Here is a 12876-nt window from a genome sequence, read left to right on the forward strand (position 1 = left end):
TTATATCTAAACGCACCCGCCCATCTGAGCAGGTGCGTCCTTTTGCCTTTTACTTTTGCTCCTTCAGCCTCCGTGCGGCCTCGTCCCTCTGACGGCACATCTCCGCCCAGCTGGGGGTCTTGGAGAGGATATCCGCCAGCTCCTCCAAAGCGCCGGGAATGTCGATGTTCTGAGGGCAGATGGAGGCGCAGGCTCCACACTTCACACAGGCGGCGGGGCGCTTGTCCTCCGGGAGGGCGTCAAACTGCATGGCAACTGTCATGCCGCCGCCGGAGAATTTTACGTCGTTATAGGCGTGGATAAGCATGGGGATATCCAGCCCCTGGGGGCAGCCGTCGCAGCAGTAGCGGCACTTTGTACATGGCAGGGCGTTCTTCAGATTGTCAGCCAGCTCCATCAGCAGGGCGGTCTCCTGCTGGGTCTGAGGTTCGCCGGAGGAGAAGGTTTTCACGTTGTCCATCATCTGCTCCATGCTGCTCATGCCGGAAAGCACCATCTTCACGTTGGGCAGGGTTTGCAGCCAGCGGAAGGCCCAGGCAGCGGCGCTGTCCTCCGGGCGCAGGGTATGGAGCTTTGCGGTGTCCTCCTCCGAGAGGGCCGCCAGCCTGCCGCCCCGCACCGGCTCCACGACCCATACGGGGATATTCCGCTGGGTGAGCAGCTCGTACTTGGCCTTTGCGTCTTGCAGCGTCCAGTCCAGGTAACACGGTTGATCTCCTTTTGGGGCAAATCCCTGTGTCCTGTAACACAACAAGTCTTTTTCTGCATCTGTCTTTCCTCCGTTTGATATTGATCGTTCGGCTACTGCCTGCCGTATAGTGTGGTTCTGTACCAACATACCCGGCCACCGCTCCAACGGTCAAGGATGTCGCAGGATAGCGCCTTGAAATAGATAAAACCTTTCACATATGCCAATAATAGTAGATATAATTTAGCAAGTCAATGATAATACCCTTTTTCAATTTGTGAATATATCAATTGCATAAGGTACAATCTAATACAAGGCGGAGGTGAGGGCGATGTATGAAGATTTTCTCCCGGAGCGGCTGGCAAGACTGAGGACACAAAAGGGCGTATCTGCCCGCGATATGTCCCTGTCGCTGGGACAGGCGAACAACTATATCAACAACATCGAAAACAAGAAGTCCCTGCTCTCCATGCAGGCTTTCTTCTACATCTGCGAGTATTTGGATGTGACGCCCCAGGGATTTTTTGATGAGGGGAACGCCCACCCGGAAGCACTCCAGGCATTTATTACGGAGGCAAAAAAGCTGGACTCCGAATCGCTGGAATACATCCTCGGTATCATGAAAAAGCTGAATAATACAAAATGAAGCGGCCAAGCGACTGGCCGCTTCATTTTGTATTGTGCCCGGTGATAATCAGGATATGTCCTGCTCCTATACTGGTGATAATCCAAGAAATATCCAAGGAATTACAAACGGGCATAGCCTGCAGGTGGCAGCTTTGCCCGTTAATTATGCTCCTGTGCTACAACATGGAGGTTGAACAGACATCCATGTTACATAGCGTAGTGATCTGGAAAAGGACTTACTTTTTGGGAAGTACCTACCGAAAAAGTGCAATCTTGCTCTCATTTTTATAGGATGGTATCTTTATTGTGATTACAAAGAAAGGATGCCTCATATGAAGAATGTAGAAATTGGGCCGATTCGTCCACCTTCTGAGAACAGTAGTCTGTTGATCCGTGTCACACGGGGATGCCATTGGAATAAGTGTTATTTTTGCGGTCTCTATAAATCCATGCAATTCTCCATGCGGCCTATTGAGGAAACCATAGAAGATATTGCTATGCAGGCCCAAATTTACCATGAGAAAAATTTTACATCCTGTTTCTTGCAGGACGGCGATGCTCTGGTGCTGAAAACCGACTATCTGCTCCACATACTGGACGCCCTCAACTGCTATTTCCCCAATCTGCAATACATCACGACCTACGCCCGCGCCGACAGTATCACCCGCAAGACTTTATCCGAATTGCAGGCCCTACGGCAAGCTGGCTTGAATCATCTGTACTGCGGGATGGAAACCGGCTCCGATCAGATATTGAAACTCATTAACAAGGGCTTTCAAGCTGACACGGTGGTGGAAAGCGGCTGCATGGCAAAAGAGGCCGGTATGATCTTGTCCGAGTTTATTCTGCTGGGCATCGGCGGCAAAGAGCTATCCGAGGAAAATGCCGCTGCCACCGCCGAGGCGCTGAATATCATCCGGCCTGATTACATCCGCGTTCATGCCACTGGAATAAAGCCGGAATCCAAGTTAGGCGAGTTTGTCCGAAACGGCTCATTCACGCTACAATCGGAGGAAGAAATTGTAGTAGAGCAAAAATCCTTTTTGCAACAGCTTCAGCCAATGGACAGTTTCTATATAAACGAGCATATCATCAATTTGCTTTTGGAAGTGCGCGGCAATTTACAGACTGACAAGGCACAAATGCTTTCTGTGATTGAACGCTTTTTACAACTCCCGCCAGATGAAAAACTCCTGTTTACGGTTGGCAGGCGGCTGAATATTTTCTTCCTGCTGGACGATTTGAAAAAGCCCGCCCTACACCGGCAGGCGGAGGAAAGTATGCAGAAGATTTTGAGGGAGAATCCCAATATTGATTTTGCGGTGCTGTGCAATTATATCCGGCAGTCACAAATCTGATATAGCGAAAAGGGGACATAGCCGCTCAACAGGCAGCTATGTCCCTTTTATCATGCCCCTGCGCTACAACATGGAGACTGAACATCCAGACCATCCATATAGGCAGTTCCCCACTGACACATAGCATCCAAAACCGGGATAATGCTTTCCCCAAATGCCGTCAGAGAGTACACCGTCTTGGGTGGCTTCTCCGGGATCACTTCTCTATGCACCATACCACATCCCTCAAGCTCGTGTAAATGCTGGGACAACATTTTAGGCGTTGCGCCTGGGATTTTTCGCTGCAATTCCATATAGTGCAGCGGCTGTCCCACCAAATGCCAGAGGATCAGCGGCTTATATTTCCCGCCGATCAGCGAAAGCGTAGCCTCAACAGGGCAGTTGAATTTTGTTTGCTTCATAACCTCACCTCAACAAAAAGTATATCACGATATGTTCATTCGGAAAAGGACTTACATTTTGGGTAGTACCTTACAAAAAAGTGCAATCTTGCATACATTTCTAACTATGCTAAAATTGTCTCAGATGGTTGCCTTGACATGGCCCATGATCAATTTATCAGAAAGGATGTTTTACTATGGACTTTATCACAATTGCAAAAAAACGATGCTCTATCCGCAGCTACACCGACCAGAAGGTGGAGCCGGAAAAGCTGGAAAAGATTCTGGAGTCCGCTCATGTGGCCCCCACCGCCGCCAACCTTCAGCCGGTTCACCTGATCGTTGTTCAGAGCGAGGAAGGGCTGGCGAAGATCGGCAAGGCCGCTGGCATCTATGGCGCGCCCCTGGCCATCATCGTCTGCGCTGACCACAACAAGGCGTGGGTGAGGCCCTTCGACCAGAAACAGACCGGGGACATTGACACGTCCATCCTGACCGACCACATGATACTCCAGGCCACGGAGCTTGGCCTGGGCAGCGTATGGGTGTGCTACTTCAAGCCGGATGTGTTGAGCAAGGAGTTTGACCTCCCCGCTAACCTGGAGCCGGTCAACATTCTGGCTATCGGCTACGCTGGTGAGAACTTCGCTGACCCGGAGCGACACAGCCAGACGCGCATCCCGGTAAGCGAACTGGTTTCCTACGAAAAGCTGTAAACGAATCCTGCGGGCGGGTGCATTGGGGAATGTCCTCATGCACCCGCTTTCCAACAGGGCCTATTGCTCCGAGATGTGATCGTAGGTCTTTTTCAAAATCCATCTGACGTGTTCATCGGCCAGACTGTAAAACACATTCTTTCCTGCCTTATGCCCAATCACCAACCGGGCGCTTCGCAGAATACGAAGCTGATGTGATATGGCCGATTCCGTCATTTTCATTTCCCCTGCCAGTTCACTGACGCACCACTCCCGTTTCATCAGGAGCCATAAAATCCGTATGCGGGTATAGTCCCCCAGCGCCTTGTGAAGTTCAGATAGTGTGTCCAGTTCCTTTGCATCAGGCGTTAATATAGTGTTTCCTTTGTTCATGGCTATCCCCAATCTTAGACCATTTGACAGACACGAGAGGACAGGATATGATAGGGGAAGAAATGGAGGCGATACCATGTCCCACTACCATCTTCCCCATAATCATGGGCAAAACATTGAGCGCGTTCTGGAACGGATGCCGCCTTCTGACGCTTTCCAAATGACCGCCGCCACGTTCCAGCAGCTTGGCGACCCGACCCGCCTGCGTATTCTCTGGCTGTTGTGTCACAGCGAGGAATGTGTGTGCAATATCGCTGCCGCTATTGGAATGAGCGACCCTGCTGTATCCCACCACCTGCGGATTCTGAAAAAGGGCGGAATCATTGAAAGCCGCCGGGACGGGAAAGAGGTCTACTATACTTTGGCGGACACCACCCAGGCGAAGCTGCTGCACCGAACCATTGACGCGCTGTTTGAGATCACCTGTCCTACCGGCTGATAGAAGAAATGCGCCGCGCTTATGAAAGTGCGGCGCATTTCCTGTTTTATACTTCACTCCTGCGCCGGAGTTTCAAACTGCTTAACCCGCATGGCGCGGATGGCGTTCAGAATGGCGATCACCGAAACGCCCACGTCCGCAAATACCGCCGCCCACATATTGGCGCGGCCAACCGCCCCCAGGATTAGCACCAGGAATTTGACGCCCAGGGCAAAGACAATGTTCTCGTTGGAAATGCGGATGGTCTTACGGGCAATCTGCATAACAGCGGCAATCTTGGACGGCTCATCCGTCATCAGCACCACGTCAGCGGCTTCAATTGCTGCATCGGAACCGAGAGCGCCCATAGCGATGCCCACATCGGCCCGTGCCAGCACAGGTGCGTCATTGATGCCATCGCCTACAAAGGCCAGCATCCCCCGTTCGCTTTTCTGTTTCAGCAGTTCCTCCACGCGGTCTACCTTGTCGGCGGGGAGCAGTTCTGTGTAGGCCCGATCCAGACCCAGGCGGCGGGCCACGTCCTGCCCAACTGCATCTGCATCGCCGGTGAGCATGACCGTCCGGCGAATACCGGCGGCTTTCAGGGTCTTAATGGCAGCGGGCGCGTCTGCCTTGATTTCATCCGCAATCACAATACACCCTGCGTATCTTCCATGGATAACTGCGCCCCGGAAATGACTTTCCCTCTGCGGCATTATCGTGGGATCACCGTAGCACTCAACTTGACGTTTGTATCGGAACATCCCCCAGAAATTCTTGCGGAAACAGGAATTGATATTTACTCGTTCAAAGAGAGATTCTGTGCCGATGGAAGTTGCTTTATCATGCGGGCCAAAAATGAGATCGAGCATATCTTTTCAGAGCTGTACTCCGTACCGGATCGTTTGCAAAGACCATATTTCAAACTGAAAGTACAGGAGCTTCTCTTGTTTTTGAGTATGGTGGATGTAGCCGAGGAAAAGCAGCGCGAATATTATACCTCGCCTCAAGTTGAAATTGTGAAGCAGATTCATAAGCGGCTCATTTCAAATTTGCAGGAGCGTCCCACGATTGAGGAACTTTCCAAAGAGTTTCTTATCAATACGGCCACTTTGAAAAAGACATTCAAAGCACCAATGTGCTAGGCACGTTGAAACTACATATTGGCATGGGGTTGAAGAATGATGATGGCGAAGATAACAGGTTGGATATCCAGATAAGGATGGCAGAAATCGATGCCGAGTTCAAGGCTATGCTCCAGGCTATAGCTACCGATACAGTTGAGGAATTCGATGAGCAAAGGGCTACTGCGCTCATGGCTGAGAAAAACAATCTGGAACAACTGCTGGCCCAATATGACAATGCACAGCAGGAAAAAGAGAATGCAGAGTCCCGGCTGGATGAGATTTTTACTATCCTGGCTGGAATGGAGAATCATCCGATGGTATATGATGACAGGTTGGTGAGGCAGGTGCTGGAATGTGTGGTGGTGGAGTCGAAGGAGAAGATTAAGGTGATTTTTGCAGGAGGGTTGGAGGTTGAGCAGGCAATTGAGGACATGTGAGAGTTCAGATACACCTAGCGACTGGAGCGATAGGGTGGGGGTAACCATCTAAATTGGACTATCCAATATTTTCACCTCGTTCTTTCTTGGAAATCCTTAACACCTGCGTATTACCTATTTTTCTGTGAAGTTGTGATGGATAATCTGAAGTTACCAGGCAAAGGCCAGAATGGCGCGTCAGCATACAGTCAAATAGATCCGAAAACAAGGCTTGACAAATCGTCTAAAATATGTAAAAATATTAGACAGATAAATCAGATAGGAGGTATAATCTTGACTGAACATAAATATGCTGCCAATTTCCCCAGCGACGAGATGGTAATTCGCCGCATTGCCCGTGCCATCCAGAAGGCCATTGAAGAAGATGTGCCAGAATTTTGCCGTAAGAATCAAATGGAAACGATGAACAGCATTCGCTACGTCCGTGGCGATAAGATAAATGACAATCTGAGAACTCTAGTTGTGTCGGATGATGTTATTCTGATTTCCTTCAAGCGTTACTCTTGGGATGGACGGATGCTAGTCGATTTAAAAAGCAATATAACCTATACGGTTACGACAGAGCAGAATCTGATTGCGATTCCCAAAAAGAAAAACCGTACCTGTCCGCATTTCCTACAGTCCATCCTTGCTATAGAGAACGGCGATCTTCAGGGTGAATATGCTCAGATGACTCTAATGCGGATGGAACAGTTTGAGGACAACGAGCTGGAAGAGGACTATAAGAAAATCGTGGCAGGTGTCCTCAATCCTGATTCTGGGTACCACCATTATGTCGTGACATATGCTTTTGAAAAAAGCCAGCTCCTCAGTGTAAATATGGAGCTTCTTGACAAAGGATTTAACCGGGTAAGTTCTATTTCCCTAAACAACTTTATTAAACCTGACTTTGCACAACTGACCGCAGAGCAACCGGAAGATTCGGAAAAAAGTGCGGAGCCGGAGAAAACAGCCAGAGGCTTGGTATCCATAAAAAAAGGTATACGTCCGGAGCTTATCGAACTGGAAGAAGGGCAGGCATAACGCCTCCGTTAAGGAGAATAAAAAATGGACAACAACAGATTTCGTGGGGAAAGGCTGAAAAATGCGAGGCTTTTGCGTGGTCTGACATTGACGGAATTGGCCGGAAAAACGGATATTAGCAAGCAGTCTCTTTCTCAATATGAAAATGGGAGTATACCAGATATACAGCGGGTAATGGCTATAGCCCGTGCACTTGATTTCCCAGCAGAATATTTCCTGCAAGAGGATAAGTGTAAAACGATAACGGAAGTTACTTACTTCCGCTCCCTGACCAGTGCCACCAGAATGAGTCGCAAGGCTCATAGCCTCAAATTGGAATGCGTGGCAAAGGTGTTCCAAATACTGGAACAATATGTGGAGTTTCCTATTTTGAACCTACCGAAAGTGGAATTTGTCGGAAACGACAATGAGTTTGACGATATTGCCCAAGAAGCCATGCAGGAGGAGATTGAGTCGATAGCACTGGTAATGCGAGAACATTGGGGATTGGGTCTCTTGCCAATACCTAACCTGCAACTCACTCTAGAGGAAAACGGTATTGTTGTTACAGGTTTTGATATCGTAGACAAGAAAATCGATGCATTTAGCCAGCGGACACTTATTGATGGCGGTGATGTATTCTTTATTGCAGTAGTGCAAGGAGAAAAGCCCAAGGGTAGAATTTTCTTTGATATGGCACACGAACTTGGGCACATCCTCCTTCACCCTTGGAGCGAGAGCCTTGACCTAATCAGCAAAGAGGATTTCAAGAGCCGTGAAAATCAGGCTAACAGGTTTGCCAGCGCCTTTCTCCTTCCGAAGGAGTCTTTTCTCCAAGAGATTCAGGCATATCCGACTGACCTGAACTACTACCTGCACTTGAAAAAACGGTGGCATTGTTCCATGCAAGCCATGATATACAGAGCTCATCAGCTCAACGCAATCACTGATAATCAGTATCAATACATGATGCGGCAAGTTTCTAAAAAAGGCTGGCGCACAAATGAACCCGGTGATACGCCATACTATTTAAACGAAAATATTTTTCAAGGAGCTATCGATGTACTCTTTGAAGCTGAGTACCTAAATCCGAGCACCCTTCTCCAGTTGTTTAAAAAATATGGCGTGACCATGTACCCGGAGGATATCGAGGAACTTCTCCATCTTCGGAAAGATACACTCAAGGTAGAACCGAGTCCGCCACGCATTGTTCAATTAAAGAGACCTGACCAACAAGATGGAGGAAACTGAAGCAACATTTGCAATATTGGCACGTTCCTACCTCGGCAGAGGGTGGAGTCGTGTCAGTATTTTGCTAATTGCTCAAATCAATGTGATGAATATTCTAAGCGATTAACTGAAAAATCACTGCTCAAGGCAGAAGATTTAGAGTAAATCCAAGATAGAATTTTTGATGTTATCAACAGTGGGCAAGCAAATATCCATGATCCAAAGGAGAATAAAAGCTCCCGGCTATTGCAGAAACGTCTATATTTCATATACGAAAGGTAGTGTACATAATAAATGGAGCGAGCAGTTGTAACTTTTATTGATATTTTGGGATTCAAAAATCTCGTAGATAGTAAGAGCGAACATGAGATGCACGAAATTTTGTCGCTGTTTCATAAGTTCAATAAAGAAACACCCTTTAGCGAATTTATTCCTAAAGACTCCATATTATCAAAAGAGCTTTCTGAAACCATAAAAACCATTTTCTTTTCTGATTCGGTGGTGAGAATTAGATATGCACCAAATTATGAAAAAAGCAATGCGTGTGACGGGCTTTATATGTGCATTTTGGAAAAAGAGCTAATTTCATTAGCTGAAATTCAATTTGAACTATTGAAAAAAGGCATATTGATTCGTGGGGGTATCACAATTGGAAACATATCATATAACAGTCAAACTAATCAGCTTTTTGGCAAAGCAATGAATCGGGCTTACGAACTTGAGAGTAAAATAGCCAATTATCCTAGAATCGTTATTGACCCCACATTTTCCAACGTATATTCGCGTAGTATAGATTTTGTAGAAAGCCCAATTTGCATTGATTCAGAAATGCTTTTTTCTGTTGATTGTTTTAATGAACGAGAAGCGAAATTGCTATTATGTGATATAGAGAGATATTCAAATCTACGTTCGGAAGTTATCGAGCGAATGCAGAGAGAAATGGTTTTGCAAAAAGATATGCTTAAGGATTGCCGCAAAGCAATAATTGAAATGCTATTACAGAGTGTCCGTAATATGCGAATAAGCCCTTGTGATCCACCTTCTGAACATCTTTTTAAAATTCAGGATATAAAGATATTCGGCAAATATGCCTGGTTGGCAAATAGATTCAATGCTTCAATAGATAGTTGGGTGAAAGTGAAAGATGTAGTAGGTGATAACATTGAGTTTCCTGAAAAAATACACTTACGGGATTTCCAGTGGACTGACTCCCAGTTGGAACTGGATGATCGTTTGTTTGCCAATATTCCGGATGTATATCAAGTTGAAAATTTGTAATAATAAAATCTTTAATGAAAACATTGTGCGGAATAAGATGATATGGAACTTGATCATATTCGGAGCACAAGTTATAAGATTTGGTTTGTCACAGCTTAGAAAGCGATGTTGAGAGTTCGAATACAATGACCAATTTGGTAAAAATATCTTTTTCGTATCCACCTTACAAATAAACACACAAAAGCGCGGAGCCGAAAAGCTCCGCGCTTTTTCTTCACAGCTTTATCCCATCCACCCCGTGGCACACCAGACGGATCGCCAACTCGATGATATCCTCCAGCGGGATCCGCTTGCCGTCGGCCACCCACTGCTTGTAGATTGCCAGGGTGCTCTGGGAGATAAAGGTCATGATGATGTCCTGCCGGAAGGGGTCGCCGGGACCTTTCGTCCAGGTCTGGCTCATAATGTCGCTGGTGATGCGGCGGCTCACATAGTGGTAGCTGCCCGCGCAGGTGATGCGCTCACCCAGTTTTCCCAGACTCTCCTGGGACAGGAAAAACTCCCGGGTGATCTTGTCCATGTCCCGGGGCGGTGCCATGCCCTCGGTGCGCCTGATAAAGTCCTGGGCCAGGTCGTTCTGAATCTCCCGGAGCAGGTCGTCCAGAGAGTCGTAGTGCAGGTAAAAGGTCTTGCGGTTAATTTGGGCCCGCTGTGTCAGCTCCTTGATGGACATTTCCTCATAGTCCATCTCGCAGATCATCTCCTCAAACACCCGGCGGAGGTTCTCTTTGGTGCGCTGGACGCGCAAGTCCACCTTCTTCTCCGGCATGGTCAGCCCTCCTTTTCTTTATTTTACTATACTCGTGACGGATATGCAACACCTGACCCATATTTTCACTTGCAAAGTTACGCCACATTTTTGCGTGAAGTGTGGCGTAAACCCCATTCCCTGCTGAAATGGTGTGTACTTTCCCACTCGCAGCCGGTATACTGAACCCAGAAAGGCAGGGTGGACTGTGATGAGAACCAAAACGGTTGAGCCTATCACGGCGGAAAAGCTGGCAGGCTGTGGGAGATGCCAGAAATGCTCCCGGGGCTGTCCTGGGCACATTGATATCCCGGCCATGCTGGAAATTTACTGCAAATTCCAGACCGGGGAGAAAGCGGCTCTCCGGCCCATCAAGGACTTTCAAAAGCAGGGACTGCCCATCTACTGCATCGAGTGCGGGGCCTGCACGGATCACTGCCCTCGGCATTTTGATGTAAGGGCGGCGGTAAAGGAGCTAGCCATACAATCTATGATGCAGTAAGAAAAAGGGAGGAATCAAAATGAAAACCAGAAATTGCGGCAATTTAACTGTCAGCGAGATCGGCATGGGCTGCATGGGCTTCTCCCACGGCTACGGGCAGATCCCCAGCGAGGAATACAGCATTGAGGCCCTCCGAAAGGCCCTGGATTATGGCTGTGATTTCCTGGACACCTCTGAAGCCTACGGCCCCTATATGTCCGAAACCGGGCACAACGAGAAAATTGTAGGCAAGGCCATCAAGGGCCGCCGGGAGGACGTGGTGCTGGCCACCAAGCTCTTCATCGGCACAGGCGAGGCCAGGCGCTCCGCCTATGACGCCCTCCGCAAGCACCTGGAGGCGTCCCTCAAGCGTTTGCAGACCGACTATGTGGACCTGTACTACCTCCACCGCATCAACCCCGATGTGCCGGTGGAGCGGGTAGCCGAGGGTATGGGCAGGCTCATAGACGAGGGGCTTATCCGTGGCTGGGGGCTGTCCATGGTGACGGTGGACTTTATCGACCGGGCCCACAAGGTCACGCCGGTGAGCGCCGTGCAGAACATCTACTCCATGATGGAACGGGATTATGAGAAGAAGGTCCTCCCCTACTGCCAGGCGAACAACATCGGCTTTGTGGCGTTTTCGCCCATCGCCAGCGGGTTCCTGTCCGGCAAGGTGACGGCTGACACCAAGTTTGTGGGGGACGATGTGCGGCGCTGGGTGCCCCAACTGAGCCAGCGGAATATCGCCGCAAACCAGCCGTTTATCGATTTGGTGTCCGGCGTGGCTGAGAGAAAGGGATGCACAAACGCCCAGATTTCCCTTGCGTGGATGCTGCATAAATATTCCTGCGTGGTGCCCCTCCCGGGCTCGAAGAATCAGGAGCGCATTTTGGAAAATCTCCGGGCCAGCGAGGTGGAGTTGACCGACGCCGAGTTCCGGGAGCTGGAAAACGGGCTGGCAGACCTGAAAGTGTACGGCAGACGCAAGGAGGTCAATATGGGTTCGGAGTATATAGACTAATCATTATTGTTTTAGGAGGATTACTATGGAAACCAGAATTTTAGGCAAGGATCTGAAAGTCAGCGCTATCGGGCTGGGCTGCATGGGCCTGTCCCACGCCAACGGCGCTCCCACCGAGGAAAACGAGGCTGTCCGGCTGCTGCGGGAGGCCGTGGAGGATGGCTACACCTTCTTCGACACCGCCGAGACCTACGGCTACAAGGAGGATCCTCATCACAACGAAAAGCTGCTGGGCAAGGCGTTTTCCGGTATGCGCGGCAAGCTGGTGATCGCCACCAAGTTCGGCGTGTGGTTCGACTATAGTGAGAATGAGTACCACCCCAAGCTCAACGCGGACTCCCGCCCGGAGACCATCCGAAAGTCCGTGGACGAGAGCCTGAAACGACTGAATACCGACTATATCGACCTGTACTACCAGCATCGGGTAGACCCCAACGTGGAGCCGGAAACTGTGGCGGAAGTCATGTCCGAGCTCATCAAGGAGGGCAAGATACGCCATTGGGGCGTGTCTATGGCCAGCGAGGATTACATCCGCCGGGCACACGCCGTCTGCCCCCTGACCGCCTCCCAGAACGTGTACTCCCTGATTGCCCCGGATGAATCTTTATTCAGCACCTTCGAGGAGCTGAACATCGGCCTGGTGTCCTGCTGCCCGATTGCAAAGGGCCTGCTGACTGGTGCGTACACCAAGGGCCAGGAGTTCGAGCAGGGCGATTACCGCCGAGGTTCCGCCTGGTTTAGCGATGAGACCATGGATAAAACACAGCCTTTATTGGACTACCTCACCCAGCTGGGCAAGGAAAAAAATGCCACTTTGGGCCAGCTTTCTTTGGCGTGGATGATAAACAAAAAGCCCTGGATCGTGCCGATACCGGGCACCAGGAAGTCCAGCCGGCTGAAGGAGAATGCCGGAGCGGGAGATATCCGGCTGACGGCGGAGGAAGTGGCGGGGATCGACGCCGCTATAACGATTGGCACGACGTGAACCAG

General features: G+C 49.4%; 16 protein-coding genes and 1 pseudogene. 12 read left to right on the forward strand and 5 right to left on the reverse strand.

Features of this window, described 5'->3' with window-relative positions; translation table 11 throughout:
- Positions 1-49: 49 nt before the first annotated feature.
- The gene (locus ADH66_RS19100) at positions 50-751 is read right to left on the reverse strand and encodes a 4Fe-4S dicluster domain-containing protein (protein ID WP_066537529.1); all 702 of its coding nucleotides are present in this window, start codon (positions 749-751) and stop codon (positions 50-52) included.
- Between the two features lie 268 nt (positions 752-1019).
- Between ADH66_RS19100 and ADH66_RS19105 the strand changes: the two genes are divergently transcribed.
- Together ADH66_RS19105 and ADH66_RS19110 are read left to right on the forward strand one after the other, a co-directional pair.
- Positions 1020-1334 (forward strand): helix-turn-helix domain-containing protein, encoded by a 315-nt coding sequence (locus ADH66_RS19105; protein ID WP_066537527.1) that lies wholly within the window; start codon positions 1020-1022, stop codon positions 1332-1334.
- A gap of 313 nt (positions 1335-1647) precedes the next feature.
- A complete protein-coding gene (locus ADH66_RS19110; RefSeq protein ID WP_088364486.1) occupies positions 1648-2673 on the forward strand; it encodes a radical SAM protein in 1026 nt (341 codons plus the stop codon).
- A gap of 50 nt (positions 2674-2723) precedes the next feature.
- On the opposite strand, the gene ADH66_RS19115 is transcribed toward ADH66_RS19110, so the two are convergent.
- On the reverse strand, positions 2724-3074 hold the full coding sequence (locus ADH66_RS19115; RefSeq protein ID WP_066537517.1) for a winged helix-turn-helix transcriptional regulator: 351 nt from the start codon (positions 3072-3074) through the stop codon (positions 2724-2726).
- A gap of 176 nt (positions 3075-3250) precedes the next feature.
- Here ADH66_RS19115 and ADH66_RS19120 point away from each other — a divergent pair, with 176 nt between their 5' ends.
- Positions 3251-3769, forward strand: a complete 519-nt coding sequence (locus ADH66_RS19120; protein ID WP_066537511.1) for a nitroreductase family protein — start codon at positions 3251-3253, stop codon at positions 3767-3769.
- A gap of 60 nt (positions 3770-3829) precedes the next feature.
- Here ADH66_RS19120 and ADH66_RS19125 read toward each other — a convergent pair whose 3' ends face one another.
- Complete coding sequence (locus ADH66_RS19125) at positions 3830-4141, reverse strand: ArsR/SmtB family transcription factor (RefSeq protein ID WP_066537509.1); 312 nt, start codon at positions 4139-4141, stop codon at positions 3830-3832.
- Positions 4142-4217: 76 nt separating this feature from the next.
- On the opposite strand from ADH66_RS19125, the gene ADH66_RS19130 reads away from it, so the two are divergent.
- Entirely contained in the window at positions 4218-4580 is a 363-nt protein-coding gene (locus tag ADH66_RS19130) for an ArsR/SmtB family transcription factor (protein WP_066537507.1), read from the forward strand.
- 53 nt (positions 4581-4633) lie between these two features.
- Here ADH66_RS19130 and ADH66_RS19135 read toward each other — a convergent pair.
- Positions 4634-5257, reverse strand: a pseudogene (locus tag ADH66_RS19135) (HAD-IC family P-type ATPase); the annotation flags it as partial.
- Between ADH66_RS19135 and ADH66_RS19140 the strand changes: the two are divergent.
- From ADH66_RS19140 to ADH66_RS19160, 5 genes are all read left to right on the forward strand, one after another.
- Complete coding sequence (locus ADH66_RS19140; protein ID WP_407922905.1) at positions 5234-5704, forward strand: hypothetical protein; 471 nt, start codon at positions 5234-5236, stop codon at positions 5702-5704. The pseudogene ADH66_RS19135 and the gene ADH66_RS19140 sit on opposite strands and share 24 nt — an antisense overlap.
- A gap of 23 nt (positions 5705-5727) precedes the next feature.
- The gene (locus ADH66_RS19145; RefSeq protein ID WP_207653016.1) at positions 5728-6123 is read left to right on the forward strand and encodes a hypothetical protein; all 396 of its coding nucleotides are present in this window, start codon (positions 5728-5730) and stop codon (positions 6121-6123) included.
- A 273-nt stretch (positions 6124-6396) separates the two neighbouring features.
- Positions 6397-7146, forward strand: coding sequence for a DUF5986 family protein (locus tag ADH66_RS19150; RefSeq protein ID WP_084384350.1), 750 nt, complete (start codon positions 6397-6399; stop codon positions 7144-7146).
- Positions 7147-7170: 24 nt separating this feature from the next.
- Positions 7171-8376 (forward strand): helix-turn-helix domain-containing protein, encoded by a 1206-nt coding sequence (locus ADH66_RS19155; RefSeq protein WP_066537491.1) that lies wholly within the window; start codon positions 7171-7173, stop codon positions 8374-8376.
- A gap of 273 nt (positions 8377-8649) precedes the next feature.
- Positions 8650-9633, forward strand: coding sequence for a hypothetical protein (locus ADH66_RS19160; RefSeq protein ID WP_066537488.1), 984 nt, complete (start codon positions 8650-8652; stop codon positions 9631-9633).
- 214 nt (positions 9634-9847) lie between these two features.
- On the opposite strand, the gene ADH66_RS19165 is transcribed toward ADH66_RS19160, so the two are convergent.
- Entirely contained in the window at positions 9848-10402 is a 555-nt protein-coding gene (locus ADH66_RS19165; protein WP_066537485.1) for a TetR/AcrR family transcriptional regulator, read from the reverse strand.
- A gap of 190 nt (positions 10403-10592) precedes the next feature.
- Between ADH66_RS19165 and ADH66_RS19170 the strand changes: the two genes are divergently transcribed.
- Genes ADH66_RS19170 through ADH66_RS19180 form a run of 3 tightly spaced genes read left to right on the forward strand, consistent with a single transcriptional unit; the run spans position 10593 to position 12871 of the window.
- Positions 10593-10883, forward strand: a complete 291-nt coding sequence (locus ADH66_RS19170; RefSeq protein WP_066537483.1) for a 4Fe-4S dicluster domain-containing protein — start codon at positions 10593-10595, stop codon at positions 10881-10883.
- A gap of 19 nt (positions 10884-10902) precedes the next feature.
- On the forward strand, positions 10903-11886 hold the full coding sequence (locus tag ADH66_RS19175; RefSeq protein WP_066537482.1) for an aldo/keto reductase: 984 nt from the start codon (positions 10903-10905) through the stop codon (positions 11884-11886).
- Between the two features lie 25 nt (positions 11887-11911).
- A complete protein-coding gene (locus tag ADH66_RS19180) occupies positions 11912-12871 on the forward strand; it encodes an aldo/keto reductase (protein ID WP_066537479.1) in 960 nt (319 codons plus the stop codon).
- The last annotated feature ends 5 nt before the right edge of the window (positions 12872-12876 follow it).

The sequence above is a fragment of the Acutalibacter muris genome (genome assembly GCF_002201475.1).
Lineage (GTDB): Bacteria > Bacillota > Clostridia > Oscillospirales > Acutalibacteraceae > Acutalibacter > Acutalibacter muris.

Coding starts and splice junctions, on each gene's coding strand:
- ADH66_RS19105 (WP_066537527.1), top strand. CDS start 1,020: ATGTATGAAGATTTTCTCCCGGAGCGGCTGGCAAGACTGAGGACACAA.
- ADH66_RS19110 (WP_088364486.1), top strand. CDS start 1,648: ATGAAGAATGTAGAAATTGGGCCGATTCGTCCACCTTCTGAGAACAGT.
- ADH66_RS19115 (WP_066537517.1), bottom strand. CDS start 3,074: ATGAAGCAAACAAAATTCAACTGCCCTGTTGAGGCTACGCTTTCGCTG.
- ADH66_RS19120 (WP_066537511.1), top strand. CDS start 3,251: ATGGACTTTATCACAATTGCAAAAAAACGATGCTCTATCCGCAGCTAC.
- ADH66_RS19125 (WP_066537509.1), bottom strand. CDS start 4,141: ATGAACAAAGGAAACACTATATTAACGCCTGATGCAAAGGAACTGGAC.
- ADH66_RS19130 (WP_066537507.1), top strand. CDS start 4,218: ATGTCCCACTACCATCTTCCCCATAATCATGGGCAAAACATTGAGCGC.
- ADH66_RS19140 (WP_407922905.1), top strand. CDS start 5,234: ATGGATAACTGCGCCCCGGAAATGACTTTCCCTCTGCGGCATTATCGT.
- ADH66_RS19145 (WP_207653016.1), top strand. CDS start 5,728: ATGGGGTTGAAGAATGATGATGGCGAAGATAACAGGTTGGATATCCAG.
- ADH66_RS19155 (WP_066537491.1), top strand. CDS start 7,171: ATGGACAACAACAGATTTCGTGGGGAAAGGCTGAAAAATGCGAGGCTT.
- ADH66_RS19160 (WP_066537488.1), top strand. CDS start 8,650: ATGGAGCGAGCAGTTGTAACTTTTATTGATATTTTGGGATTCAAAAAT.
- ADH66_RS19165 (WP_066537485.1), bottom strand. CDS start 10,402: ATGCCGGAGAAGAAGGTGGACTTGCGCGTCCAGCGCACCAAAGAGAAC.
- ADH66_RS19170 (WP_066537483.1), top strand. CDS start 10,593: ATGAGAACCAAAACGGTTGAGCCTATCACGGCGGAAAAGCTGGCAGGC.
- ADH66_RS19175 (WP_066537482.1), top strand. CDS start 10,903: ATGAAAACCAGAAATTGCGGCAATTTAACTGTCAGCGAGATCGGCATG.
- ADH66_RS19180 (WP_066537479.1), top strand. CDS start 11,912: ATGGAAACCAGAATTTTAGGCAAGGATCTGAAAGTCAGCGCTATCGGG.